Raw genomic sequence first — 25,102 nt, 5'->3', positions numbered from 1 at the left:
GCGGTATTGGGGGGCGTATGGAATTTGATCCGGCATTGTCATTCTCGGACAACCTTGCCCGTTTCCGGGCGGAAGCGGAGCGCATCGATGCCGATTGCGCCCGCATTCTTTTCGACAATCTGGCCCTGCTGGCGCGCGACGGTGATGCGACGCGCACCCGTCAGGCCGTTCAGGAGTTCAACCGGGCGGTCCTCGCCGCGCTCGACGGCCTGCCGGAAGGGCCTGCGGCATGAGCCGGTATTTTCTCGCCTCTGCCGCCATTGAGGGATTTCGCGGCATCAATAATGACGGCGATCCCCTCGTGCTGAAGTTCAAGCACGATGCCGTCAATTCCGTCCATGCGCCCAATGGGGTCGGAAAAAGCTCGATCTTCGAAGCGCTGCACTTCGCCCTGCACGGCACGGTGCCGCGCCTGGAAGGGATGCAGGACGCCGAACAGGGTGCCAGCTACATCGTCAACAAGTTCCATCCGGCGCAACAGGCGACGGTCGCCCTTGTTTTCAAGAGCGATGACGGCACGCCCGATGTGTCGATCACCGTCACCCGGACGGCGGCGGGCGGACGGGTCGTCACGTCTCCTTCCGGCCACGCCGATCCGGACAGCTTCCTCGCCGATCTTTGCGAGGATTTCGTGCTGGTCGATTACCCGCGCTTTGCCTCCCTCGTGGACTGCTCGGCCTTGGAGCGCGGGCGCTCCTTCGCCTCGCTGGTCGGCATGAGCCGGTATTCCCAGCTCCGGCAGGCGCTCGACGGGGCCAAGAACACCCGCAACATCAATGGCGATCTTGGGCTGTCCACGCTTGACACCGAAGTGACCGCCGAAAACCGCGCCTTGGGGGCCGTTGAACAGCGCATCCTCGCCGCACATCAGGAAGTAACCGGCGCGGCCGGCGGCCAGATGGCGGATACAGCCGCGCTGAAAGCGCAGGTGACCGCCGGACTGGCGGGCATCGCGCTTTTCGCGCCGTTGCTCGCCAACGCCTCGGTGATGGACTTCGATTTTGACGCCGCTGAAAAGATCGTCGATGAGGAAGAAGGCGGCGCGGCGCGGAAAACTCTCGACGGCCTCAACACCGCCGTCACGACGCTCGGCGGCTTGCAGGTCTCGGCGGCGGAACTTGCCGAGATCGACGCGCTGGTGACGGCGGCCAAGGCGCGCGATGATGCGATGCGCAAAGTCGGTGCCGCCAGCCTGCACGCCTTGCTGAAAAGCGCGCTGTCGGTTGTGAACAGTGCGGACTGGCACGATCCGAAGGTCTGCCCTGTCTGCGAAAAGGCTGGCGATGGGCCGCTTCAAGATCAACTGGACGCGAAGATCGCGCTTTACGACGAGGCCGATCAGCTCGACGCGGAGCTGAAACGGCAGGTGCAGAGTGCGGGATGCGTTGGCAAGCTCCGGCAGCTTGAAGAGCAGGCGCGTCTTGGCGTTGTGGACGCTGATCGCATCGCGCCGGTCCTGACGCTGGCCGCGCGCCAGTCGTCGGTTTCGACGGCGGACATGGAACGCGCAAAAGATGCGCTTGGCGCGCTCGAAGCGAAGCGGATTGACGTGCTCGCGGCAATCAATGCCGAGATCGCGACGCTGCAAGCCAGCTTGCCGCCGTCGCTGGTCGCCGTCACCCGCACCCTTGGGCAGGCCAAGCAATTCCGCGACGCCATGAACGAATACGAGCGGACCCTTCCGGCGCTCGCGGCCAAACGGGCCAAGCTCGCAAAGCTCAATCGCTGGAAGACGTTCATCACGAACGTAGCCGGGCAGTTCGCAACGGCGGAAAGCGCGCTCGCCAACGCGCGCATCACGGATATTCAGGCTAGTTGTCAGGAGCTTTTCGGGCATCTGGTGCGCGGCGGTCCGGACGTGCGGCCGACGCTGAACCGGGCGCAGAATACCGAACAGGTAGATTTGAAGCTCGCCGATTTCTTCGGCCTTCCAAACCAAAGCGCGCGGGCGCTCCTGTCGGAGAGCTACCGCAATGCCGTCGCCGCCTCCATCTTCATGGCGGCGGCTACCCGGCAACAGGGCGTGCCGCGCTTCATGGTGTTGGATGATGTGACGTCAAGTTTCGATGCCGGACATCAGTTCAGCCTGATGGATACGATCCGGACGAAATTGCGCTTTGGCGCGGCGAACGGTCTGCCCGGCGGACTTCAATTCATCATCCTCAGCCATGATACGAGCCTTGAGAAGTATTTTGACCGGCTCAACGGCACGACAGAGTGGAATCACCAAAAGCTACAAGGCATGCCGCCCCGTGGGCGGCTAATGATCGCCACGCAACAGGCGGATCGCCTGAAGGCGCAGGCGGAGCAATATCTGAATGCGGGGCAGATAGATATCGGTGAACCGTTTGTCCGCCAGTATCTTGAATACAAGCTCGGCCAGATCATCACCCGTTTAGAGGTTCCGGTGCCGCCCGATTACGCGACGCGGGGCGACAAGCGTACCTTGTCCACCTATGTGGACGCGATCACGGCGGCGGTCGTGCTCTATCAGGCGGCGGGGCGCTGCGTCCTCTCCGCTCAACAGGTCGCCGACCTTCAGAACCACCACATGCCTTCCATCATGGCGAACTATGTCAGCCACTATGAGACAGGCGCAGGCAATCCGTTCAACGCCTATGCCTTGCTCGGCGTTCTGCAAAGTGTGGACGCGCTTGCCGATTGTTTCTGCTGGACCGATCCTGCCAACAATCAGCGGAAATATTATCGACGACTTGATCGGCAGTAATCGCCGAAACTGCTAAAGAAGGCGAAGGGGGAGTGGGCGATGGCATCCGAACAGCAGTTGTTGGCATTTGATCAGCGTTTCTTGGACCGCCATGCTGGACCGATCATTTCTGATCTTTCGGTCGCCGTGGTCGAACTTGTCGCGAATGCTTGGGATGCCTACGCGACAGAGGTGGATATAACTTGGCCGACAAATGACGGTGCCCGGAAATTCTCGATTAAGGATAACGGTCGCGGCATGACCGCCGCGCAGTTCGAGCAGCGCTGGGGCGTCTTTGATTATAATCGGGTAAAGGCCGAGGGCGAGTATGTCTCACCACCCACAGAACTCCCCGAACTGGCGCCGCGCCGAGTATACGGACGCAATGGTAGAGGGCGGCACGGCGGCTTCGCCTTCTCCAATCCCTATGAAATAATCATAGAGGCCGCCGGCGAAAAAGTAGCCTATCGGGTTTCCAGGGGCGGGCAGCGCCCCTTCGATTGGGAAGTTATTAAGCGTGAACAGAGCACCGGGCACGGTGTGGAAATTCGCGCGGTAGAATCGACGCGGCTACGGCTTAGCGCCGCTGATGTTCGAGAGGTGCTTGGAACACGCTTTCTGACAGACCCGAACTTCAAGGTGTCGGTGGACAGCCAGCCCGTCACTTTCGATGACATTCCCCAGGATTTTTTGCGGGAGAGCTTCGTCGATATCCCCGATATCGGTCGTGCGACAATCCTCATGATCGACTCGCAGCGGGCCGACCGGACAACGCGGCAGCACGGCATCGCTTGGCATGTCAACAACCGGCTGGTCGGTGATTGCGGCTGGCGCGGCACCGACTATGAACGCGTGCTCGACGGGCGGACGAGCGAAGCCAAGCGCTTCACGTTCATCGTCTTTGCCGACTTCTTGGCGGACAGCGATGCCGTGCTGCCAGACTGGTCGGGGTTCCAGCCCAACAATGAAATCTGGAAGAAGACCCAGATCGCCGTGCAGGACAAAATTCGCGAAGAAATTGCTGCGTTCAGTTTCGAGCGGCGTTCGGAAGCCAAGGAGGCGGTTCGCGAACGCTATGCTTCGACCGTCGTCAGGATAGCTCCGAGCGCGCGTGAGCGGTGGAACAGCTTTGTCGATCAAGTCATCGATACCTGTCCCGGCATCTCTCCCGAACAGATTGATCAAGTGGCTGGCATTCTTGCTAATTTGGAGGCGTCGTCGTCCCAATACAGCTTGCTGGCGCGACTGCATGGCCTTCAACCAGGCGAGCTGGACCAATTGGACGGCATTCTCGCAGATTGGAGCGTCGCGACCGCTAAGCTGGCGCTAGATGAAATCCAGAATCGACTGAGGCTGATCGGCGAACTGCACGAAAAGCTTCGCGATGAACGCGCCGATGAAGTCCGCGAGCTTCAGCCTCTTATTGAGCGGAGTCTATGGGTATTCGGTCCTGAGTTCGAAAGCATCGAGTTCACGTCCAATCGCGGCATGTCGGAGGTTATCAGACGGTTGCTTGGCGGAACCGCGCAGGGCAGCCTGAACCGGCCCGACTTCGTTATTCTACCCGATGGCAGTGTAGGACTGTTTGCCCGCCCCGCGTTCGATGAGCAGCACGAAGTTATTGGCGTGGAGCACTTGATTGTTGTCGAGTTGAAGCGGCCCGGCATTCCTATCGGCATGGATCAGAAGAACCAAGCATGGAAGTATGTCGTTGAATTGCAGACTCACGGATTGATTGACGATTCTACGCGTGTGACCTGTTTTGTCCTGGGATCGCGACTAACGCCCCGTGAAGGCGTCCGTGAGGAAGGGCGGACCAAGATTATCCCCATGGCCTATGAAACATTTATCCGACGTGCCGAAACTCGGATGCTTAATCTGTATGCACGGCTTTCCGAGGCACCATTCCTGCGCCAAGCTGGCTTGGATGCCGACAGCTTCGTGAAAGAGCCAATCGCACGCCAAGGTGGTTTCGACGTGTAGTTGATCTGGCAGGAAAAAAGTTCGGTAACTTAGGGCTCTGCCCTCGGCGCACTTCGAAAGGCTTCCGCCCAGCTTCCTCCGCGCGTGACGCGCTCCGTGCAGCCGGTTCCCCGCGAAGCCTCCCTCCGTTTGCACACCCGGTCTCGGCGACGGCCAGAAGGTCAGGCGCGGCGTTCCGCTTCGCTGACCTTCAGACCCGAGGATCAGAGACATGACTAACGTATCCGACAGCAGCCCCCGCATTTATGTTGCTTGCCTTGCAGCTTACAATAACGGCTTTCTGCATGGAGCTTGGATCGACGCGGATCAGGACGCCGACCAGATCAGGGACGAGATTGCCGCGATGCTTGCCCGTTCCCCTGTCAAGGACGCGGAGGAATATGCCATTCACGACTATGAGGGCTTCGAGGGCGTCGACATCTCGGAATATGCCGACATCGACAGGGTGGCGCGGATGGCCGCTTTCATCGCAGAGCATGGCGCACTTGGCACGGGCCTGCTGGAGCAGTTCAGCGGCGACATGGACCAAGCCGAATCCACGTTGGAGGATTGCTATCATGGTCAGTTCGCCAGCCTCGCCGACTACATGGAGGAATTGACGACCGAGAACGTCACGATCCCCGAGGCGCTGCGCTACTATGTCGATTGGGAGGGGATGGCGCGCGACGCCGAGACGGGCGGCGACCTGTTTACTATCGAGACCGCGCACGGCGAGGTCCATGTGTTTTCCAACAGGTGAATACATGACTGCCTGTCCGTGCTCATACGGGCAGGCAGCTCCAAAGCACCGGCTGTTGCCAAGCTAAAAACACCAAAGAATGATCGGGTTAGCCGCTCAAGGTATCTGCTTTGAGCGGGTTCTATATTTTCGGTGATCCTTGAACCTCTTTTTGCCGGGCGCTGCCCAGCATCCCGGCTTGGGGAGGTGACGCCATGCTCAGCATCGATTGGCGATCTCCTGCGGCATACGGGCATACAAAGCACATCCCTGCCGCTGGTTTCGCTTGGGAATATTTGCGCCGCAACGACGAATATCGTCGGGACTGCCAGACCATCGCATTGACCGGAGGGACGGCTGCCCGCGACCTCGAAGAGTTCGCGCATCGCTGGGGTTTGCGATTTCCCGTGCGATCCCGACGCGCCGCATGATCGGCAATCGCCGATCTGGAGTCCGCGCCTTCAACCGCAAGCCGTTATGTTGTCGCCAGTCAATCAGAAAGACGACGATACCGAACCGGTATTGACGTTGGCGCATCTCGACCGCCTTGACCTGCGCCGCGCTGCCGATGGCTGGCACGGCATCTGGCATGTGGATGGCGTCGCGCATCAATTCTGGCTGCCCGAGGCGGTGCCGGACGCCGCCGCGTTTTATACCGTCACGCTGCCGATGGATGCTTTTCTAGAGCTACGCGCTCACGCCGCCCGCCGTCTTTGGCGGTCCCTCAATGGCCGCTCGCCCGGTCCCGACTTCCGGGCTGTTCCCGTGCAGCTCCGGCAGTGGCATATCCTGTCCCTGCGCGCGCTCGACGCCCGGCTGCGCGGCGAGAGCTATCGCACCATCGCCGAAGTCCTGCTCGGCTTTCGCGGCACCAAGGAAGACTTTGAGAACGATCCGCGCAAGAACAAGGCCCGCCGCCTGGTCGCGCACGGTATCAAGATGATGCGCGGCGGCTATCGCTTGCTGCTTCACTACCCGATCAAGCCCGGCAAGCGTTAACCGGGAGACGTGGCCCTCACGCCTTGTTGGCTGCCGCCTGCTCCAGAATCTTGCGATAGCCCTCACGCGATAGCCATTGCGCGCGTTCGAGGTGGCTTTGCCAGCAACGATAGGTCCGAAGTTCCTCGGCTGCCGGATCGCGGTGCAGCACGATCCGCGCGACTTCCTTCCAGTCCGCGCCGTCGGCCTTCGCATCCAGCAAACGCAGATAGATGACGTAATGCCGTTCGTCATAGACGGTTATGGTGTCGCCAGTCGGCGCTTCGTCATCCACATCGGGATCGAGTTCGACGGGAACCCGCATAGCCATTCCCCCTAGGTTCCAGAGAGCCTTGCTTGCGGTACGCCCCCGCAATTGGCCCCTCTACCTGGTGATCGGGGAGTTAGTAACCGTGACTAGACGGCCCCATGACCTTTAGGCGAGAAGCCCTGGACATACGCCATGGGCTCCCCGACCATAAGGTTCGAGGATGGTGGCGCCGTCACGGCCGGCACCAACCGCTAGTCAGGGGTTACTACGCCCCAGAGCAGCGCGTCTGCTCCGTCTACGTTTCTATCCGAACCGGCCGTGAATGTCTTCGCCTATTCGGCGCAGCAGGCAGCGAGCCGCTGAAATCCCTCAACTATTAGCAACGCACCGCCCCGAAGGGGGGTGCCGCCAGCGCATGGGCGCAAATGCGGCACGCTACGCGCCGCCGGTCTCTCGCCATGGTTCGCCACAGTCCGCTGCCGCCCCCGGCAGCCCAATCCCGACTGGAGGTGATCCATGCCCAACCCGCTTGCGGGCCTGCCGCCGCGCCTGCTGCGCACCAAGGAAGCTGCACGCTTCCTCGGCATATCCATCCGAACCCTTGAGAAACATCGCACCTACGGCACCGGGCCGACCTATCGCAAGGTCGGCGGGCGCGTCCTCTACACCGTCCGCGATCTGGAAGACTGGAGCGCGGCCGGCGAGCGCAAATCCACCCGCGACAAGACCGCCGGCACGGTCTTTCCCGCGCGTCCGCTCACGCCCGAAGAACGGGGCGACTGCTAGATGCTGCGCGAGGACGATCACGCCCCTGCGCAGCCGGCCGAGGACAGCGAGCGCAGCCGCCTGGACCCCTTCGTGGTCGCAACGGGCGACGCGCCGCCGCGCGACCAGCGCGACTTGATGGAACGGCCGTTCTTCTCGCTGGCGAAGACCCCGCGCATCAAGCCGATTCTCTACAAGGCCGCCGACATAGAGGTGCAGGTGTTCGGGATGCCCGAGCATGGGATGGCGACCATTTGGGACGCCGATGTGCTGATATGGGCTGCCTCGCAGATCGTCGCGGCCGAGAACAACGGCCTCACCACGTCGCGCTTTGTCCGGTTTACGCCTTACCATCTGTTGCGCGCCATCGGACGACCGACCGGCAATCAGCAATACCGGCTTTTGAAAGCTGCGCTGGCGCGGCTGCAATCGACCGTCATCGCCACCACCATTCGCAACGGCCCGCATTGGCGTCGCCGCCAGTTTTCTTGGATCAACGAATGGGAGGAAATGACGACGCGCGCCGGCCGCGTTGAGGGCATGGAGTTCGTCCTGCCCGAATGGTTCTACAACAGCGTCATCGACCGCTCGCTGGTCCTGACCATCGACCCGGCCTATTTCCGGCTGACTGGCGGCATCGAGCGATGGCTTTACCGCGTCGCCCGAAAGCACGCCGGACACCAGCGTCATGGCTGGAGTTTCGAGGTCGCGCACCTTCATCAGAAGTCCGGCAGCCTCGCACGGCCGTCCGACTTCGCGCTTGACCTACGCCGGATCGCGGCCCGTCAGCAACTCCCCGGCTACCGCCTCCAGATCGAGCGGGAAGACAGCCGTGACCCACGCCGTTGACGCAGCGCACGCGCGCACTCCCCACCAGCACATCGCCGGAGACGCACAATGACCCGTCGCGCCCATCGCAGCGCGCACGGCCGTCCGCTGCCGGACGGGCCTGCGCCCTTCACCACGTTGGTTGAGCTGACCTTCGAGAAGCGCAAGGTCGAGCACTGGATACGCTTCGGCCGCAAGAGCTACGAGCAGATCATCGACCGCCGCCGCAGTCTCGTCGGCTTCGCGCCGGGCAGCGTCTTTGCTTTCGTGCGATGGGCGAAGGGCGAGCACGGCACTGTCGTTTCGCGCATTGACATTGTGCGCGCCATCGGGCGCGGCGAGCCGTTCCAGACATTGCCGTTCGTGCGCCCCGGCGGCGAAATCCTGTTGCGCCTCGATAGCTGGTCCAAGGTGCAGCGTGCACTTGCCGCCATCGACGCCGTGGAATCGCTCGGCCTCGATCCGGCCGACGCCTCGCCGGACCACTGGCGGCACGTCCACAACCGTTTGACCGCCAATCTGGAGCCGCACGCCTACACCCCCGAGCGACATGCCGCTTGGCTTCATCGCCGAAGGATCGACCCATGACGCGCCGCCGCACCCTCGCGGTGACGGCGCTCGCCGTCATCGGCATCGCCGCCACCAGCGCCTCCCATTGGCCCGCAAAACTCATCTGGAACGCCACGGCAAGCGCGCCGGTCGGCTTCTACACGGTAGAGCCGGCCGACGCGCTCGACGTGCCCGAGCTGGTCGCCATCATGCCGCCCGAACCGCTGGCCGCCTTCATGGTCGAGCGCGGCTATATCGCGCGCGGCGTCCCGCTGTTGAAGCGCGTCTTGGGCCTGCCTGGACAGCGGGTTTGCCGCACCGGCCGCACGATCACGGTGAACGGGATCGACATGGGCGAGGCGCTGGAGCGTGACAGCCTCGGCCGCGATCTGCCCGTCTGGCAGGGCTGCCGCGTCATCGGCGACGACCAGCTTTTCCTCATGAATTGGGAAGTCCGCGACAGCCTCGACGGCCGGTATTTCGGACCCATCCCCGCAGTTTCCGTCATCGGCCGAGCGGTCCCGCTCTGGACCGATGAGGAAGGCGTCGGCCGCTACGAGTGGCGCGCGCCGACGCACTGAAATTCCCCCCGAGAACCAACCGCAGGAGATTTCCATGGCAGAAATAGGCACCTTCACCCGCACCGAAACCGGCTATGCGGGAGTGCTTCATTCGTTCGGCCTCCACGAAAAGCTGTTCATCGTCCCGGCCAAACCGAGCGACGTGAAAAACGCCCCCGACTATCGCGTGCGCCTCGATAGCGGGGACGGCCCGGACGCCGGACCCGCATGGAAAGACTCCAGCGAGAACGCTGGCGAGTTCGTTTCGATGCGATTGGAGGGACCAATCTTCCCGTTCCCGATCCGCGCCAAACTGTTCCAGTCCAACGACGATCCTTCGGTCTGGACCCTGCGTTGGAAGCACGCCCGGAAGATCGAGGATGACGAATGACGGCCGCGCGCGTCCGGCCCGCCATCCGGTCCAAGATCGTCATCCCTTTGTTCGCGGAAAAGCCGTCTCATCCCTTCGTTCCGCTCGGCCACCGGACGGCCGGCGCGCACAGCGAAGGTCAGGGGCGGCCATCGGCCGGCGCTTGCGCCTTGCCCTTGACCGCAGCGAGCACGCTGGCAGGCTGGTGTCGAAGCGGAGACAGGACTGCATGGCATTATGCCGTCCTGATACTGGCCGGCGCGCTTTTCGCCTGCGCGGGATCGGGCGTCGCTGTCGCGCAATCCGCGTCGGTTGAGCGCCCGGCTGCCGCCCAGCCCTATGCGGCGCACATCGCCGAGGCGTCGCAGCGTTTCGGCATCCCAGAGCACTGGATTCGCGCCGTGCTGCACGCCGAGAGCGCGGGCGATGTGCGCGCGATTTCGTCGGCCGGGGCGATGGGATTGATGCAGGTGATGCCCGACACATGGGCGGGCCTGCGCGTCCGCCATGGCCTCGGCCGTGATCCCTATGACCCGCGCGACAACATCCTCGCAGGCACGGCCTACCTGCGCGAAATGTTCGACCGCTACGGCAATGTCGCGGCGATGCTGGCGGCCTACAATGCCGGTCCCGGCCGCTATGACCACTACCTTGCGACCGGCCGCACTCTGCCGGCCGAGACGCGGGCCTATGTCGCCGCGCTGGTGCCCGTTCTCGGCGGCGCAGCTGCGACCCAACCGCCGTCATCGGCACCGCCACCACCGCCCGATTGGCGCGAGGCAGCGTTGTTCGTCATGCGCTCCGGCGACGCCCGCACGACCGTTTCGATGCGCGATTCTGTCGATGCAGAGCAGCAGGACGGCAGCATTTTCGTGGTCCGCGCAAGCGACGGAGGAACGCCATGAGGGCGGTGTTTCCGCGCTCGGCGGTGCTCATTCCGGTGTCCAGTCAGGCGGGTTTGCGCCCGACTGGATTCCCGGCAGGAAAGGCAGAGAAGGAAGAAAGGGCGGAGGGCAAGATTAAAGAAGACGGCACCATGTCGGGCCGCTTCTGGAAATTGTTGTTGTCTGCACACTGGTTAGGTGGCCGGTTCCGGCACCATGGTTTTGAGGGGCCGCGTGCCGCGATTTTGCGCAAAGCCTTGGCTTTGCAGGGTTTCAAGCGGCACCATAGGCGCAGATCGGCGGTTTTCCGGCGGTTTGGGCTGGAGTCGCGCCCTTGAGCGCCGACGACGAAAACCGCTTCCGACCGAAGCCCGGCCGCATCCGATCCGACACGCCGAAGGCTGGCAAGACCAAGAGCTTTTTCACGCAGGTCAGGAAGATCACCCGGCAGCATCAGGCGGCAGCCTCCCGCGACCCTTCCATGCCGTCATCCGCCCGCCCGTCATCGTCGGGCCGGTCCCGTGCCGTGGTCGCCAGCGGCAAGGGCGTGAAGCGCGGCCGGGGCGCGAGCTTCGTGCGTGCCCGCAATATCTCGGGCAACTGGCATCATCGCCAGCCGGGCAGCCGCCGCGTCATCGTCAAGCAGCGCAGCGTCAGGGCCGCATTGAAGGGCGGCCGTGCCCGTGCACATCTGCGCTATGTCCAGCGTGACGGAACCTCACGCGACGGCGAGCGGGGCCGGCTCTATTCGGCGACCGAGGACCGCGCCGATGGCGACGCCTTCCTTGATCGCGGCAAGGACGACCGCCACCAATTCAGATTCATCGTCTCGCCCGAGGAGGGGGCGGAGCTGTCGGACCTCACGGCCTACACCCGCGATTTCATGAAACAGGTGGAAGCTGACCTTGGCACCAAACTCGATTGGGTTGCCGTCAATCACTACAACACCGGCCATCCCCATGTGCATATCGTCGTCAACGGCCGCGACGATATGGGCGGGGATCTAGTCATCAACGGCGACTACCTTTCCGCCGGCCTGCGCGAACGCGCCAGCGAGCTTGCCAGTCTCGAACTCGGCCCCGTGACCGAGATCGAGCAGGCCCGCAAGCTATCCGCCGAGATCGACCAAGACCGTTTCACCCGGATCGACCGCGCCATGGTCGAGGAAGCCGATGCCCGTTTCCTCGACCTGCGCCATGAACTGGCAGAGCCGAGGCGGCAGTTCGAGCGCACCTTGCGCCTGCGCCGCCTTACCAAGCTGGAGAAGATGGGGCTGGCGACCGAGCACGCGCCCGCCGTTTGGGAATTGAGCAAGGACATGGAACCGGCCCTGCGCGAGCTAGGCGAGCGTGGCGACATTATCCGCACCATGCAGAAGGCGCTCGGCCCGCAGGCAGGCGAACGCGATCCCATGAGCTTCCAAATCCATGACGGAGCGCCCGAGACGCCTATCGTCGGCCGCGTCGTGGACAAGCACCTGTCCGACGAGTTGGGCGAGAACCTGACAATCGTGGTGGACGGGATCGACGGTAGGACGCACCACATCGCCGGCATCACGCCCGAGCGGCTGGAGGACGCCCGCATTGGCAGCGTCATCCAGATCGGCCCGGCCGAGGTGGCACCCCGGCCGTCCGACCGCACCATCACCGCCATCGCCGAGGACGGCATCTATCGGCCGAGCCGCCATCTGGAGCAGGCGAAATTCGAGGGCCGCGTTCCCGGCGGCGACGATGAGGGCTATATCGATGCCCATGTCCGGCGGCTGGAGGCGCTGCGCCGGGCCGGCATCGTCGAGCGCATCGACGCCGACCAATGGCGCATCCCAGATGATCTGGTCAGCCGCGCGGCTGATTACGATACCGGCCGCGACCGGCAGGCCAGCGTTCGCGTGCTTTCCCCGGTTGATCTGCAAAGGCAGATACGTTCGGACTGCGCGACATGGCTGGACCGGCGATTGGTCCATGGCGAAACGGCCGACCTTGCGCCGACCGGCTTCGGGCAACAGGTCCGCGAAGCCATGGACCAGCGCCGCGAGCATCATATCGAACAGCGCGACGCCACGCGCAACAGGGACGGCCGAATCTTCTACCGGCGCAATCTTCTCGCCACCCTGCGCGAGCGGGAAGTTGCGCGCGCCGGTGCGGAGATGGCCGAGGGCAAGGCGCTGCCGTTCCGCGCCGCCAAGGATGGTGAGAGTGTCAGCGGCAAGTTCACCGGGACTGTCCAGCTAACGAGCGGCAAGTTCGCCATCGTGGAAAAGAGCCACGAGTTCACCCTTGTCCCGTGGCGGCCGATCATCGACCGCCAGCTCGGCCGCGAGGTCGCGGGTATCATGCAGGGCGGTTCGGTGTCGTGGCAGTTAGGGCGGCAGCGGGGGTTGGGGCTATAGGAGCCAACGATACCGCATTGCAACGCAACAACTAATTCGATAAGAGCTGCTATTCAATTTCGTAATCGTGGAGCCATCAGCATGGGAAATTCCAAGTCAGCAGACAAGTAAGCCGCAACATCAGAATTGTTGTTGCGGCGCTCTGTAAGACCAATCCCATCTGATTGCTGACGAGCAGACGCTGCCCGGTATCCTTAATCGAGCGGTTGATTCGTCATGACCACCACACGCCCCGCGTGGGCCTATACGCTGCCGGCAGCCTTGCTGCTTATGGCTCCCTTCGACATCCTCGCCTCGCTGGCGATGGATATTTATCTTCCAGTCGTTCCGGCGATGCCGGGCGTCCTGAACACGACTCCATCCATAATCCAACTCACGTTGAGCCTCTACATGGTGATGCTCGGTGTGGGCCAAGTGATCTTTGGGCCACTCTCCGATCGCGTCGGGCGACGGCCGATCCTGCTTGTAGGCGCAACGGCTTTCGTTGCTGCGTCTCTGGGAGCGGCTTGTTCTTCAACTGCATTAGCCTTTGTTGCGTTTCGTCTGGTTCAGGCTGTTGGAGCATCGGCCATGCTGGTGGCCACCTTCGCGACCGTGCGCGACGTATATGCCAATCGTCCCGAAGGTGCCGTCATCTACGGCCTTTTCAGTTCGATGCTGGCGTTCGTGCCTGCGCTCGGCCCTATAGCCGGTGCGCTGATCGGCGAGTTTTGGGGATGGCAGGCGATCTTCATCACACTGGCTGCACTGGCTTCGCTCGCACTCTTAAACGCCAGTTTCAGGTGGCATGAAACCCGACCGTTGGATCAGGCCAGAACGCAACGATCTGTTTTGCCGATCTTCGCGAGTCCGGCCTTTTGGGTTTACACGGTCGGATTTAGTGCCGGCATGGGCACATTCTTCGTTTTCTTCTCGACAGCCCCCCGTGTTCTCATAGGCCAAGCCGGCTATTCCGAGATCGGATTTAGCTTGGCCTTCGCGACTGTCGCGCTGGTCATGGTCACGACAACCCGCTTCGCAAAGTCCTTCGTTGCCAAATGGGGTATCGCGGGATGCGTAGCGCGCGGGATGGCGTTGCTCGTTTCCGGCGCGATCCTGTTGGGGATCGGCCAACTTTTCGGATCGCCGTCATTTTTCAGCTTCATCCTGCCGATGTGGGTTGTCGCGGTCGGCATTGTCTTCACGGTGTCCGTTACCGCCAACGGCGCACTTGCGCAGTTCGACGACATCGCTGGATCAGCGGTTGCGTTCTACTTCTGCATCCAAAGCCTGATAGTCAGTATCGTCGGGACATTGGCGGTGACGCTGTTAAACGGCGATACAGCGTGGCCCGTGATTTGTTACGCCACGGCAATGGCAGTGCTGGTGTCGTTGGGGCTGGCGCTCCTTCGATCCCGTGATGCTGCCACCGAGAAGTCGCCAGTCGTCTAGCCGACGACTGGAAGCAAGCCCGCTCCGATGCGGCGCAATAATCTTCGAAACCTCGTGAATGGCGGTATCCTGTCTGGCAAGATACCGCTCATTTCCCTTGTCCCGTGGCGGCCGGTCATCGACCGCCAGCTCGGCCGTGAGGTCATGGGCATCGTGCAAAGCGGATCGGTGTCGTGGCAGTTGGGGCGGCAAAGGGGCATAAGCCTCTAATCTGTTGTAGATGAACGCAGCCGCTCGAAACCAGCGATGAGGCTGTCGAGTCCGAAGTTGAACGCAGCATCCATGCCGTCTGTTTCCAACTCGTGAAACAGATCGTGCAGGAAGGACGACGGTGCTTGCTCGGACACATCTGGCCTGTCCGGAACTCTCTCATCGGCATCAGATGCCTGCTGCTCGAGAACGGAACCGACCACATAGTGACTGACCGCCCGGAGCGCCCAAACGGCGCGCTTCGGACAAAAGCCCTCCGCGCAGAGAAAGCGTATTTGCGTCTCGGCGGTGCCAAAATTCGGTTCTGTCGGTCGAGTGCCGGCATGGATACGCGCGCCGTCGCGATAAGAGAGCAACGCCGTTCTGAAGCTCAGGGCATTCTCTTTCAGGAACACCCGCCAGTCCTCATTCTCTTCGGGTAGCGAGCGGGTATGGCGTTCCGCCAGCATCGCCTCGGCGAGCGCATCAAGCAGCGCTCGCTTGTTCTGGAAATGCCAGTAAAGCGCAGGCTGCTGAACCTTGAGGCGTTCAGCGAGCTTCCGCGTCGTCAGGCTGTCCATGCCAACCTCGTTCAACAGCTCTAGCGCCGCCGCGATCACGGTGCCCTTGTCCAGTTTGGTCATTCACGTTCCTTCGCCAGTGCTTGACAATTTATCACCGATAAGTTCTATGTCCATCTCCTTATCGTTGATAAAGTCGCTCCATTGAGCGGCGCTGGAGTTTCAGGTGCGCAGCTCTGCCATCATTGCCCTGCTGATCGTGGGTCTTGACGCCATGGGTCTCGGCCTCATCATGCCCGTCCTTCCGACGCTTCTGCGTGAGCTTGTGCCAGCAGAGCAGGTCGCTGGACACTATGGTGCCTTGCTGTCGCTCTATGCATTGATGCAGGTCGTCTTCGCGCCCATGCTTGGACAGCTTTCGGATTCTTACGGTCGGCGTCCGGTACTTCTGGCTTCTCTTGCAGGAGCCGCAGTCGATTACACGATTATGGCATCAGCGCCGGTCTTATGGGTGCTCTATATCGGCCGACTCGTGTCCGGCGTCACGGGCGCAACCGGAGCTGTAGCAGCCTCAACCATTGCCGATTCGACGGGGGAAGGTTCTCGCGCACGCTGGTTCGGCTACATGGGGGCCTGTTATGGGGCGGGCATGATTGCCGGGCCAGCACTTGGTGGCATGCTCGGTGGTATCTCTGCTCATGCCCCGTTTATCGCCGCCGCCCTTCTCAACGGGTTCGCGTTCCTGCTTGCCTGCATTTTCCTCAAGGAGACTCATCACAGCCATGGCGGGACCGGAAAGCCGGTTCGCATCAAACCATTCGTTCTGTTACGGCTGGATGATGCATTGCGCGGGCTAGGTGCGCTTTTCGCAGTTTTCTTCATTATTCAACTGATCGGCCAAGTGCCTGCAGCCCTATGGGTCATATATGGCGAGGACCGTTTTCAGTGGAACACCGCGACCGTTGGTTTGTCGCTCGCGGCGTTTGGGGCAACACATGCGATCTTCCAAGCGTTTGTTACCGGCCCGCTTTCAAGCCGGCTTGGAGAGCGGCGCACGCTGCTGTTTGGCATGGCTGCGGATGCGACTGGCTTCGTTCTTCTGGCTTTTGCCACGCAGGGATGGATGGTGTTCCCGATTCTGTTGCTGCTTGCCGCCGGGGGTGTTGGCATGCCGGCCTTGCAGGCAATGCTCTCAAACAATGTCAGCAGTAACAAGCAAGGGGCTTTGCAAGGAACGCTAACGAGCCTCACCAATCTAAGCTCTATCGCAGGACCGCTTGGCTTCACAGCACTCTATTCTGCCACCGCCGGGGCATGGAACGGTTGGGTTTGGATTGTCGGCGCGATCCTCTATTTAATATGTCTGCCAATACTACGCAGACCATTCGCAACTTCATTGTGATTTAGTCATGGCGATTTGGCATGCGTAGACTTAGGAGAAATGACGGATTAAATCTGTTGAGCAATCATCTCCTTTCGGGGCGAGTGCCAATGATGACCTTAGTTCACACTCTCGCTGTCGCCGAATATCTCAACTTCCGTCACGCCGCCAACGCGCTCGGCGTTGCACAGTCCAGCGTCAGCGCCCGCGTGAAGGCACTGGAAGAAGACCTCGGCATCCTCTTGTTCGAGCGTCATGCGCGCGGCGTTCGGCTGACCGAGGCCGGACGCCATTTCGTCGAGCGGATAGCCGTAGGTATTGACCAACTCGACCATGCGGTGAAAACCGCCGGCATGGCGGCAGCCGGAGAAAGCGGCCGGCTTCGTATCGGTATCCATGCCCTGATTCCGCATAGCTTCCTCGCAAAGCTGATCGGCCAATACCGCAAGGATTACCCCGATGTTGAAGTCGAGATCGCCGAAGGCCCGGCCCGTGAAGCGGTGGTGCAGCTTCGCGCCGGCAGGTTGGACGTGGCGTTCGTCGCGGGCACGCCCCAACCACCCGACTGCCATTCCCGTCGCACATGGACCGAACCGCTCTTGGCGGTGCTACCGGAACGGCATCCGCTCGCCAAGCGGTCAGCCGTCACATGGCCCGATTTGGCAGGCGAGACGTTCCTTGTCCGGCATGGCGGCACTGGACCGCAGGTTCATAGCCATATCGTGCTACGCCATGCCGAGCGCTGGCCTGCGCCGTCGATCCTGCGCTTCGACGTGGGGCGTGGCACCCTTTTGTCTTTGGTCGGACAGGGCTTTGGCATCACCATCGTCGGCGCGGCCACGGCGCTGTTGCCGACAAACGGCATTGTCTTTTTGCCCTTCACCGACGAGCCGGAGCCGGTCGCCTTCTCGGCTGTCTGGTCGCCGTCCAATCGCAGCGCGGCGCTTCGCAACCTGCTCAGCCTCGCCAACGACATGGGCCGGAAGGTCTGCACGGACTACCGTTCGATACTACCACGGATAGCGAAGGCGTGAGCGACAAGTCCACCGGCACCGTACAATTATCCAGCAGCCAGTTCGCTGTGGTTGAAAAGAGCCATAAATGCACCCTTGTCCCGTGGCGGCCGGTCATCAACCGCCAGCTCAGCAGCGAGGTCTGCGCGGGCAGATAGGACCGGCGCTATAGGATCAATGCTCTATTCGACCTTCCTCTCAAAAGCGTTATCTGACCATCGTTGCGTAGCGAACCGAAGTGTTTGCGGAAGCACAGTCCGGGACTGTTACTGCCATCGCCGGAAAGCGACACTTGCATTAACACCGCCAAAGCCGAATCCGTTGGAAATGGCATGTTCCATGAGAATGGGCCGCGCAGATTGGCGAACGAGGTCGATACCAGCGGCAACAGGATCGGGGGTTTCTAAATTTCTCGTTGGGGGAGCAATTTGATCGCGCAAAGCGAGCACCGTGAAGATTGCCTCAATACCGCCTGCGGCACCAAGTAGGTGCCCCGTAGCCGATTTCGTGGCGCTTACGACCACATCATGATTGCCGAACACGGATTGTATCGCGGCAATTTCTCCTCGATCTCCTACGGGGGTGGAGGTGGAATGTGCGTTCAAATGTTGAATATCGATTGGTTTCAACCCAGCACTGTGGAGTGCAATTCCCATCGCACGGGCCGCGCCTCGGCCGTCATCTGGACCGGCAGTCATATGATGTGCATCGGCGCTTGTGCCGTATCCCACCAATTCCGCTATGGGCTTGGCACCCCGAGCGAGGGCATGTTCTAATTCCTCTATGACGATCAGACCCGCCCCTTCAGACATTACGAAACCATCGCGCCCGGTGTCGAACGGCCTCGACGCCAGTTCCGGGGTAGTATTGTAGCCGGTGGATAGTGCTCGCGCGGCAGCAAATGCCCCAAGACTAACCTTATCAATGCATGCTTCTGCCCCGCCGCACAGAGCGATGTCGGCCTCGTTAGAGCGTATCAGCCGCGCGGCGTCGCCGATGGCTTGAACGCTGGCAGCGCAGGCGGTTACAGGCGTGCCAATAGGACCTGTAAATCCATGCCTGATGGTAACATGTCCTGCCGCGAGATTGGCCAGAAACGATGGCACGGTAAAGGGTGATAGCCTCCGTGCTCCCCGTGTATCCGTTATACGAACTGCTGAAGCAATTGCAGGAAATCCGCCTATACCAGAGGCAATAATTGTCGCCGTGCGCTCACGTTCGTAGTCGCACGTAGGATGCCATCCCGCCGTTTCAAGAGCCTCCATCGCGGCCGCTAGTGCGAACAGAATGAAGCGATCCATTTTTCGTTGATCCTTTGTGTCAACGATCACATCGGGATCGAAACCGGCTTCGGAATCTTCAATCAGGCTGGGAACGAGTCCTCCGATTTTCACCGGCAGGTCGCTGGAGATTTCATCGGGCAAACTCCTAATTCCTGATTTTCCTTCCAAGAGCCTTTTCCAGCTTGTTTCGGTCCCGGAACCAAGAGGGCCCACCAGACCCATGCCGGTTATAACAATTCGACGCATTTGATTATTCCGCTTTTTCTGAGTTTACCCGCTTCACACGGTTTATGACGCGCATCGTTTCTTCCGTCGCCGCTGGGCCTGCTAGAAGAACCGTGTTTTCAGGAGTGATTTTTTCTCCAGTATCCGCATCGACTATGATGGCGTTTCGTTCCCTACCGGTTTCCCTGTCGCCAAGGCGCATGGCTATTTCATTGGGCGCAAGATTCCGGTTTCCCCATGCGAACAGGGCGATTGCTACCGGATAGAAATCTCGCCCCTTGTCGGTAAGGACGTATTCAAATCGAGGCGGATGATCATTGTATCGTTGCCTTTCAAACAACCCTTCGGCTGTGAGATGTTTCAATCGCCTCGCCAAAATGTTCGTGGAAATACCGAGATTCTTCTCGAATTCATCGAATTTGCTCAACCCTTGGAAGGCGTCCCGCAGGATCAGGATGCTCCACCAGTCACCGACGCTTTCCAGCGCTCGGGCTGCGGGACATTCGGATGATAGAAAGCTTGTTCGTTGCATGGCACATCCATAATGGCGTTACTTCCATTATGCAAGTTACATATGTGACAGCGGCGACATGACGCGAGGGCTATCCGAGGCATCCATTGCGGCGATTCGCCCGACCAGTTGAGCAGCGGCGATCACCCGGCCGGATGGCGGTGAATGCAACCCGTCCTATTTGCCGCCGATAGTATCCGGCAGCCCTCTCGCATCCGCTTTCCTGTTGCCTGTCCCGATTTTGCCTACTCTCTGATCGGCTCCGTCTCTTTTGCCGACTGGAGCCTGCATTGCGCGGAGGCCGAATCCTTTGGGGTCAGATCGCCGTAGTCTTCACCATCGTCTTGGTGATGACGTGGGCGGCGACGCAATGGGTAGCGTTTCGTCTCGGCTTCCAGCCCCAGCTTGGCAATCCGTGGTTCGAGCTGGTTGGCCTGCCGGTCTATTATCCGCCGGCCTTCTTTTGGTGGTGGTTTTCGTTCGACGCCTACGCGCCCGCGATCTTCGTCGAGGGCGGCATCATCGCCGTATCGGGCGGTTTCCTCGCCATCGCCGCCGCCATCCTCATGTCGATCATCCGGGCACGGGAGGCGCGCAACGTCGCCACCTATGGTTCGGCGCGATGGGCAGAGGATAGGGAAATCCGCACCGCCGGCCTGCTCGGTCCCGATGGCGTCCTGCTCGGCCGATACAACCGGGACTACCTGCGCCATGATGGCCCGGAGCATGTCCTATGCTTCGCCCCGACGCGCAGCGGCAAAGGTGTCGGGCTGGTGGTGCCGACGCTGCTGACATGGTCCGCATCCGCCATCGTCCACGACATAAAAGGCGAAAACTGGACGCTGACAGCGGGCTTCCGCGCGAAGCATGGCCGCGTGCTGCTGTTCGATCCAACCAACGCCAGATCGTCGGCCTACAACCCGCTGCTGGAGGTCCGGCAAGGGGAATGGGAAGTCCGCGACGTGCAGAACATCGCGGATATTCTGGTCGATCCCGAAGGCAGCTTGGACAAAAGGAACCATTGGGAAAAGACCAGTCATTCGCTGCTGGTCGGCGCGATCCTGCATGTCCTCTATGCGGAGAAGGACAAGACCTTGGCGGGCGTTGCCAACTTCCTGTCCGATCCGCGTCGCCCGGTCGAGGCGACCTTGCGCGCCATGATGGATACGCCGCATCTCGGCGAGGCTGGCGTTCATCCCGTCATCGCGTCGTCGGCCCGCGAGCTGCTGAACAAGAGCGAGAACGAGCGCAGCGGCGTCCTTTCCACAGCCATGTCATTTCTCGGCCTCTACCGCGATCCCGTGGTGGCGCAGGTGACGGCACGATGCGACTGGCGCATTGCCGATCTGGTCGGCAGCCGCCGGCCCGTCACGCTCTATCTGGTCGTGCCGCCGTCCGACATAAACCGCACCAAGCCGCTTATCCGCCTGATCCTCAACCAGATCGGCAGGCGGTTGACCGAGGAACTGACCACCTCCGGCAAGCGCCATCGCCTGCTGTTGATGCTGGACGAGTTTCCGGCGCTCGGCCGGCTCGACTTCTTTGAATCGGCGCTCGCCTTCATGGCGGGGTATGGAATCAAAGGCTTCCTGATCGCGCAGAGCCTCAACCAGATCGAGCGCGCCTATGGGCCGAACAACGCCATCCTCGACAACTGCCACGTCCGCGTCAGCTTCGCCACGAATGACGAGCGGACGGCCAAGCGGGTGAGCGACGCGCTTGGCACCGCGACCGAGTTGCGCGATTCCACCAACTACGCCGGCCATCGCCTTGCACCGTGGTTAGGTCACTTGATGGTTTCACGGCAGGAGACGGCTCGGCCGCTGCTCACGCCGGGCGAGATCATGCAGCTTCCGCCAACCGACGAAATCGTCATGGTCGCGGGCACGCCGCCGATCCGCGCAACCAAGGCCCGCTATTTCGAGGATGCGCGGTTTCAGGAACGCATCCTGACCCCGCCCGATCTGGTCGCCGCTCCGCTGGCGCCCAGCCCATCCGCCGATGACTGGTCCGGCCGCGTGGTCGCGGCGGGAAGCCGTTCCGCAACGGTCGCCGCAGATGCGACCGAGGGCGATCCGGCCAACGCCGGCATCCGCCGCGAGCCGGAATTGCCCGAGCATGAGGAAATCGTCACCCCGCCGCCATCCCCCGAACAGGAGTTCGACATTCTGGACGACGAGCCGGATGTTGACGCGGCCAAGGCCCGCACTATCCGCCAGCGCATGAGGATGGTGGCGCGGCAGGTGGCGATGAACCCCGATGATGGAATCGAGCTTTGAGGACACGCCTATGACCACACGCACCCGCCTGAATCTCTATTTCGACCCAGCGCTCATCCCGCAGATCGAGGCGATGGCGCTGCGCCGCTCGGCGGCGCTGCGCCGCAATGTCTCGAAATCCGCCATCGTGGAGGCGGCGGTCATGTCCTACCTGTCCGGCGATGCCGACGACCAGCTTGAAGCCGCCATGTCTCGCCGCTTGGATAAACTCGGCCGCCAGATCGACACGCTCGACCTAGATCTCGCCGTCCTCGGCGAGACGGTCGCGCAGTTCATCCATTTCTGGATGACCATCACGCCGCCGCTTTCAGGAGCCGCGCAATCTGCTGCCCGCGCGAAAGGTGCGGAACGGTTTGAAGGATTCATGCAGAATCTCGGCCGGCGTCTGGCGACGGGCGACAGGTTCTTGAAGGAGATTACGAGAGATGTTGGGCCTGAAGAAGGTCTTCCGGGGTTGAACAATCATCCAACGCAGGAGCGCTGATGAAGATTATTGCACCGACTATAGTCGCTATGCGCGGCGCTAGGTTCGCCTACTTCTCTCCGTCAACGCATCAATGTTATCTAGAGCTTCCGAATTGCTGAACTACCTCTCCGGTTATCCACGCGCTATCAGGCATCAGATCAAAGTGATTTCGCCCAGGGCGTTCGAGATACCGTGCTGATGGGAAATGTGCGACGGCGGCGGCTGTTGCATTCCGAAAAAAGCACTTTTCGCCTGCATAAAGTAAAACTGGCGCAGTGAACGACTCAGAAGCCGCACCCAAGGGCGGCCATTCAGCTTCAGCGGTGCGTAATGCATGAAGTGCGTTGGTGTTGACGCGAGCAAGACGGGTGGCCATGCCGTCCGGCACATCGAACATTTGCATCCAAACAGCAAGCCAAGCTTGTGCTCCACTGGAAAATGTTTCGGCAACCATATCTGTCGCCAAATCGACTTCAGAGTGAAGCTCGAACCCCCCAAGAATCAATCCTCGATAAGCCTCTGGATTTTGAACGGCGGCAGCGAGCGCTATTTTTGCGCCGAGCGAGTATCCCCAGACTAATGGATTTACTAGATCTAGGGTGTTGATTACCGTTTCAATGTCAGAAGCCATTTTGGGCAATGCGTAAGAGGACGAATTCGTGGGGCATGTGCTTAGCCCGTGCCCGCGAGGTTCGACACATACGACATGAAATTCCTTAGCCAATCCTGAGATGTAGCCAAGTTCTAACCAGTCCTCACAGGTCATGCTGATGCCAAAGATCAGGACAAGAGGCAGGTTCGTTTCATCACCAAACGTCTCATACCTCACGAGAACGTCGTCATTTTTAACATAGGGCATGACCATCAATAACGTGCGACAAGCCTGATCGCAACTTCGGTAGCAAAAAGGAGAGGTGGAAAGGCAGCAGAATCTCGGCCGGCGTCTGGCGACCGGCGACAGGTTCCTCAAAGAGCTGTCGCGCGACCTCGACTCACTTCCCGACGATCCGTTGCCGGACGAATCCGAGAGCAACGGCGATCAAGAATAAGTATTCGGACCCGTCCTATTTACCGCCGATGGCCGCCGATTGCCGCCGCCGCTTAGATACTTGTTGAACCGGCCCAATTCCGGGCTTTCTTAATCGACCCCGATCCGGGGACCGCCTGTTGCGCCCCGCCAGAAGCCGGGGCCGACATGACCACCAACCACCACAGACAGGAAGCGATCCAGCGCGGCGCGCGCATGTTGCGCACCGCGCTCGGCCCCGCCATTGCCCGGCTGCTCGAAGACCCGGCCGTGGTCGAGGTAATGTTGAACCCGGACGGTCGCCTTTGGGTGGACCGGCTGTCCGAAGGGCTTTCCGACACGGGCGAACGCCTGTCCGCCGCCGATGGCGAACGCATCGTGCGGCTGGTCGCGCATCATGTCGGCGCAGAGGTTCATGCCCGCAGCCCCCGCGTCTCGGCAGAGCTGCCCGAGAGCGGGGAACGGTTCGAGGGCCTTTTGCCGCCCGTGATCGCCGCGCCGGCCTTCGCCATCCGTAAACCTGCCGTCGCGGTGTTCACGCTCGACGACTATGTGGCCGCCGGCATCATGTCTGCCGATCAGGCGGAAACGCTGCGCGAAGCCGTCGCAGCCCGCGCCAATATCTTGGTGGCGGGCGGCACTTCCACCGGCAAGACCACGCTCACCAATGCCCTTTTGGCGGAGGTCGCCAAGGGCGCGGATCGTGTCGTCATCATCGAAGACACCCGCGAGCTGCAATGTGCCGCGCCCAATCTGGTGGCGCTGCGCACCAAGGATGGCGTCGCCAGCCTGTCGGACCTTGTGCGGTCCTCGCTGCGCCTGCGCCCCGACCGCATCCCGATTGGGGAGGTGCGCGGATCGGAAGCCCTCGACCTGCTCAAAGCATGGGGCACGGGCCATCCCGGCGGGATCGGCACCATTCACGCCGGCACCGGCATCGGCGCGCTTCGTCGCCTTGAACAGCTCATCCAAGAGGCTGTCGTCACGGTCCCGCGTGCGCTGATCGCCGAGACTATCGACCTTGTTGCCGTCCTTTCCGGGCGCGGTTCCGCGCGCCGGCTGGCCGAGCTTGCCCGCGTCGAGGGGCTGGGGCCGGACGGCGACTACCGCATCACGCATCCCATCCCTTCGGCAATCCCCACCAGCACAGGAGAATCTTCATGATCCGCACCCTTACGCGCGGCTATCGCTTCGCCACGACCGCCGCATCTGCCCTTGCCATCAGCCTCATGCTTGCCCCGGCCGCCCATGCGTCCGGTTCGTCGATGCCATGGGAACAGCCCTTGCAGCAAATCCTCCAGTCCATCGAGGGGCCGGTCGCCAAGATCATCGCCGTCATCATCATCATCGTGACGGGCCTGACCCTCGCGTTCGGCGATACCAGCGGCGGCTTCCGTCGCCTGATCCAGATCGTTTTCGGCCTGTCCATCGCGTTCGCCGCATCGAGCTTCTTCCTGTCTTTCTTCTCGTTCGGCGGCGGGGCGCTCGTTTGATGGCGGGCGGCCTCGAACTGCTCGACGCGGTGCCGGGCTTCACGGTCCCGGTCCACCGGGCGCTGACCGAGCATATTTTGCTCGGCGGCGCACCGCGCTCCATCGCCATCATGAACGGAACGCTGGCCGGAGCCGTGGGCCTCGGTTTGCGCCTCTGGCTGGTCGGCATCGCCATTTGGGCAATCGGCCATTTCGCAGCCGTATGGGCGGCGAAGCGCGATCCCCAATTCGTCGAGGTCGGGCGTAGGCATCTGCGCGTCCCCGGCCATCTGGCGGTGTGA

General features: G+C 61.6%; 26 protein-coding genes and 4 pseudogenes. 25 read left to right on the top strand and 5 right to left on the bottom strand.

The window, feature by feature from the left end:
* The first annotated feature begins 17 nt into the window (after nt 1–17).
* The 6 genes from JEQ47_RS15040 (at nt 18) to JEQ47_RS15015 (ending at nt 6,407) form a co-directional block, all read left to right on the top strand.
* Nucleotides 18–233, top strand: coding sequence for a hypothetical protein (locus tag JEQ47_RS15040; RefSeq protein WP_145396296.1), 216 nt, complete (start codon nt 18–20; stop codon nt 231–233).
* The gene (locus tag JEQ47_RS15035) at nt 230–2,728 is read left to right on the top strand and encodes an AAA family ATPase (protein ID WP_198877223.1); all 2,499 of its coding nucleotides are present in this window, start codon (nt 230–232) and stop codon (nt 2,726–2,728) included. The genes JEQ47_RS15040 and JEQ47_RS15035 overlap by 4 nt, the downstream gene beginning before the upstream one ends.
* Nucleotides 2,729–2,767: 39 nt before the next feature.
* Nucleotides 2,768–4,690, top strand: coding sequence for an ATP-binding protein (locus JEQ47_RS15030; RefSeq protein WP_198877222.1), 1,923 nt, complete (start codon nt 2,768–2,770; stop codon nt 4,688–4,690).
* 211 nt (nt 4,691–4,901) lie between these two features.
* Entirely contained in the window at nt 4,902–5,429 is a 528-nt protein-coding gene (locus JEQ47_RS15025) for an antirestriction protein ArdA (RefSeq protein ID WP_194531982.1), read from the top strand.
* Nucleotides 5,430–5,623: 194 nt separating this feature from the next.
* Entirely contained in the window at nt 5,624–5,839 is a 216-nt protein-coding gene (locus JEQ47_RS15020; RefSeq protein ID WP_194531981.1) for a transcriptional regulator domain-containing protein, read from the top strand.
* A 46-nt stretch (nt 5,840–5,885) separates the two neighbouring features.
* Nucleotides 5,886–6,407, top strand: a complete 522-nt coding sequence (locus JEQ47_RS15015; RefSeq protein ID WP_198877221.1) for a DUF2285 domain-containing protein — start codon at nt 5,886–5,888, stop codon at nt 6,405–6,407.
* Nucleotides 6,408–6,423: 16 nt separating this feature from the next.
* Here JEQ47_RS15015 and JEQ47_RS15010 read toward each other — a convergent pair whose 3' ends face one another.
* The gene (locus tag JEQ47_RS15010) at nt 6,424–6,711 is read right to left on the bottom strand and encodes a DNA -binding domain-containing protein (protein WP_198877220.1); all 288 of its coding nucleotides are present in this window, start codon (nt 6,709–6,711) and stop codon (nt 6,424–6,426) included.
* Between the two features lie 462 nt (nt 6,712–7,173).
* Between JEQ47_RS15010 and JEQ47_RS15005 the strand changes: the two genes are divergently transcribed.
* From JEQ47_RS15005 to JEQ47_RS14960, 11 genes and pseudogenes are all read left to right on the top strand, one after another.
* Nucleotides 7,174–7,443: a helix-turn-helix transcriptional regulator gene (locus tag JEQ47_RS15005; RefSeq protein ID WP_018426335.1), complete on the top strand. Its 270-nt coding sequence runs from the start codon at nt 7,174–7,176 to the stop codon at nt 7,441–7,443.
* Nucleotides 7,444–8,259: pseudogene (locus JEQ47_RS15000) on the top strand (replication initiator protein A); the annotation flags it as partial.
* 60 nt (nt 8,260–8,319) lie between these two features.
* On the top strand, nt 8,320–8,838 hold the full coding sequence (locus tag JEQ47_RS14995) for a DUF2840 domain-containing protein (protein ID WP_198877219.1): 519 nt from the start codon (nt 8,320–8,322) through the stop codon (nt 8,836–8,838).
* Nucleotides 8,835–9,380: a S26 family signal peptidase gene (locus tag JEQ47_RS14990; protein WP_108437627.1), complete on the top strand. Its 546-nt coding sequence runs from the start codon at nt 8,835–8,837 to the stop codon at nt 9,378–9,380. Before JEQ47_RS14995 ends, JEQ47_RS14990 begins: the two co-directional genes overlap by 4 nt.
* A gap of 34 nt (nt 9,381–9,414) precedes the next feature.
* On the top strand, nt 9,415–9,750 hold the full coding sequence (locus JEQ47_RS14985) for a DUF736 domain-containing protein (protein ID WP_102906887.1): 336 nt from the start codon (nt 9,415–9,417) through the stop codon (nt 9,748–9,750).
* On the top strand, nt 9,747–10,634 hold the full coding sequence (locus JEQ47_RS14980; protein WP_102906886.1) for a lytic transglycosylase domain-containing protein: 888 nt from the start codon (nt 9,747–9,749) through the stop codon (nt 10,632–10,634). Before JEQ47_RS14985 ends, JEQ47_RS14980 begins: the two co-directional genes overlap by 4 nt.
* Nucleotides 10,631–10,951 (top strand): hypothetical protein, encoded by a 321-nt coding sequence (locus JEQ47_RS14975; protein WP_092842504.1) that lies wholly within the window; start codon nt 10,631–10,633, stop codon nt 10,949–10,951. Before JEQ47_RS14980 ends, JEQ47_RS14975 begins: the two co-directional genes overlap by 4 nt.
* Nucleotides 10,952–11,094: 143 nt before the next feature.
* Nucleotides 11,095–11,595 (top strand): annotated as a pseudogene (locus JEQ47_RS21195) (relaxase/mobilization nuclease domain-containing protein); the annotation flags it as partial.
* A 9-nt stretch (nt 11,596–11,604) separates the two neighbouring features.
* Nucleotides 11,605–13,002, top strand: coding sequence for a DUF3363 domain-containing protein (locus JEQ47_RS21085; RefSeq protein ID WP_407931788.1), 1,398 nt, complete (start codon nt 11,605–11,607; stop codon nt 13,000–13,002).
* Between the two features lie 216 nt (nt 13,003–13,218).
* Nucleotides 13,219–14,433 carry a chloramphenicol/florfenicol efflux MFS transporter FloR2 gene (locus tag JEQ47_RS14965; RefSeq protein ID WP_000214125.1) on the top strand — a complete coding sequence of 405 codons (1,215 nt, stop codon included), beginning with the start codon at nt 13,219–13,221 and terminating at the stop codon, nt 14,431–14,433.
* A gap of 93 nt (nt 14,434–14,526) precedes the next feature.
* A pseudogene (locus JEQ47_RS14960) lies at nt 14,527–14,643 on the top strand (DUF3363 domain-containing protein); the annotation flags it as partial.
* On the opposite strand, the gene tetR(G) reads toward JEQ47_RS14960, so the two are convergent.
* A complete protein-coding gene (tetR(G), locus tag JEQ47_RS14955) occupies nt 14,640–15,266 on the bottom strand; it encodes a tetracycline resistance transcriptional repressor TetR(G) (RefSeq protein ID WP_000163574.1) in 627 nt (208 codons plus the stop codon). The pseudogene JEQ47_RS14960 and the gene tetR(G) sit on opposite strands and share 4 nt — an antisense overlap.
* Before the next feature lie 103 nt (nt 15,267–15,369).
* On the opposite strand from tetR(G), the gene tet(G) reads away from it, so the two are divergent.
* The 3 genes and pseudogenes from tet(G) to JEQ47_RS20770 all read left to right on the top strand — a co-directional run.
* Entirely contained in the window at nt 15,370–16,545 is a 1,176-nt protein-coding gene (tet(G), locus tag JEQ47_RS14950; protein WP_001257840.1) for a tetracycline efflux MFS transporter Tet(G), read from the top strand.
* A gap of 89 nt (nt 16,546–16,634) precedes the next feature.
* Nucleotides 16,635–17,558 carry a LysR family transcriptional regulator gene (locus JEQ47_RS20775; protein ID WP_028657710.1) on the top strand — a complete coding sequence of 308 codons (924 nt, stop codon included), beginning with the start codon at nt 16,635–16,637 and terminating at the stop codon, nt 17,556–17,558.
* Nucleotides 17,495–17,680 (top strand): annotated as a pseudogene (locus tag JEQ47_RS20770) (DUF3363 domain-containing protein); the annotation flags it as partial. The gene JEQ47_RS20775 and the pseudogene JEQ47_RS20770, both read left to right, overlap by 64 nt.
* Before the next feature lie 123 nt (nt 17,681–17,803).
* Here JEQ47_RS20770 and fabF read toward each other — a convergent pair.
* Together fabF and JEQ47_RS14930 are read right to left on the bottom strand one after the other, a co-directional pair.
* Complete coding sequence (gene fabF, locus JEQ47_RS14935; protein ID WP_084639837.1) at nt 17,804–19,066, bottom strand: beta-ketoacyl-ACP synthase II; 1,263 nt, start codon at nt 19,064–19,066, stop codon at nt 17,804–17,806.
* Between the two features lie 4 nt (nt 19,067–19,070).
* Complete coding sequence (locus JEQ47_RS14930; RefSeq protein ID WP_031623797.1) at nt 19,071–19,577, bottom strand: winged helix-turn-helix transcriptional regulator; 507 nt, start codon at nt 19,575–19,577, stop codon at nt 19,071–19,073.
* A 269-nt stretch (nt 19,578–19,846) separates the two neighbouring features.
* Between JEQ47_RS14930 and JEQ47_RS14925 the strand changes: the two genes are divergently transcribed.
* Complete coding sequence (locus JEQ47_RS14925; protein ID WP_029074264.1) at nt 19,847–21,835, top strand: conjugal transfer protein TraG; 1,989 nt, start codon at nt 19,847–19,849, stop codon at nt 21,833–21,835.
* Nucleotides 21,836–21,845: 10 nt separating this feature from the next.
* A complete protein-coding gene (locus tag JEQ47_RS14920) occupies nt 21,846–22,319 on the top strand; it encodes a hypothetical protein (RefSeq protein WP_029074263.1) in 474 nt (157 codons plus the stop codon).
* Nucleotides 22,320–22,395: 76 nt separating this feature from the next.
* Here the strand turns inward: JEQ47_RS14920 and JEQ47_RS14915 are convergent, their stop codons facing one another.
* Nucleotides 22,396–23,166 (bottom strand): alpha/beta fold hydrolase, encoded by a 771-nt coding sequence (locus JEQ47_RS14915; protein ID WP_031623917.1) that lies wholly within the window; start codon nt 23,164–23,166, stop codon nt 22,396–22,398.
* 330 nt (nt 23,167–23,496) lie between these two features.
* Between JEQ47_RS14915 and trbB the strand changes: the two genes are divergently transcribed.
* From trbB to JEQ47_RS14900, 3 genes are read left to right on the top strand one after another with little or no spacing between them, the layout of a single operon-like run.
* Entirely contained in the window at nt 23,497–24,492 is a 996-nt protein-coding gene (trbB, locus tag JEQ47_RS14910) for a P-type conjugative transfer ATPase TrbB (RefSeq protein WP_198877218.1), read from the top strand.
* A complete protein-coding gene (locus tag JEQ47_RS14905; protein ID WP_029074261.1) occupies nt 24,489–24,821 on the top strand; it encodes a TrbC/VirB2 family type IV secretion system protein in 333 nt (110 codons plus the stop codon). Before trbB ends, JEQ47_RS14905 begins: the two co-directional genes overlap by 4 nt.
* Nucleotides 24,821–25,102 (top strand): VirB3 family type IV secretion system protein, encoded by a 282-nt coding sequence (locus JEQ47_RS14900; protein ID WP_029074260.1) that lies wholly within the window; start codon nt 24,821–24,823, stop codon nt 25,100–25,102. Before JEQ47_RS14905 ends, JEQ47_RS14900 begins: the two co-directional genes overlap by 1 nt.

Source organism: Devosia sediminis (assembly GCF_016411825.1).
In the GTDB taxonomy this organism is placed as follows: Bacteria; Pseudomonadota; Alphaproteobacteria; order Rhizobiales; family Devosiaceae; genus Devosia; species Devosia sediminis.
This window is presented reverse-complemented; position numbering and strand designations above follow the sequence as displayed.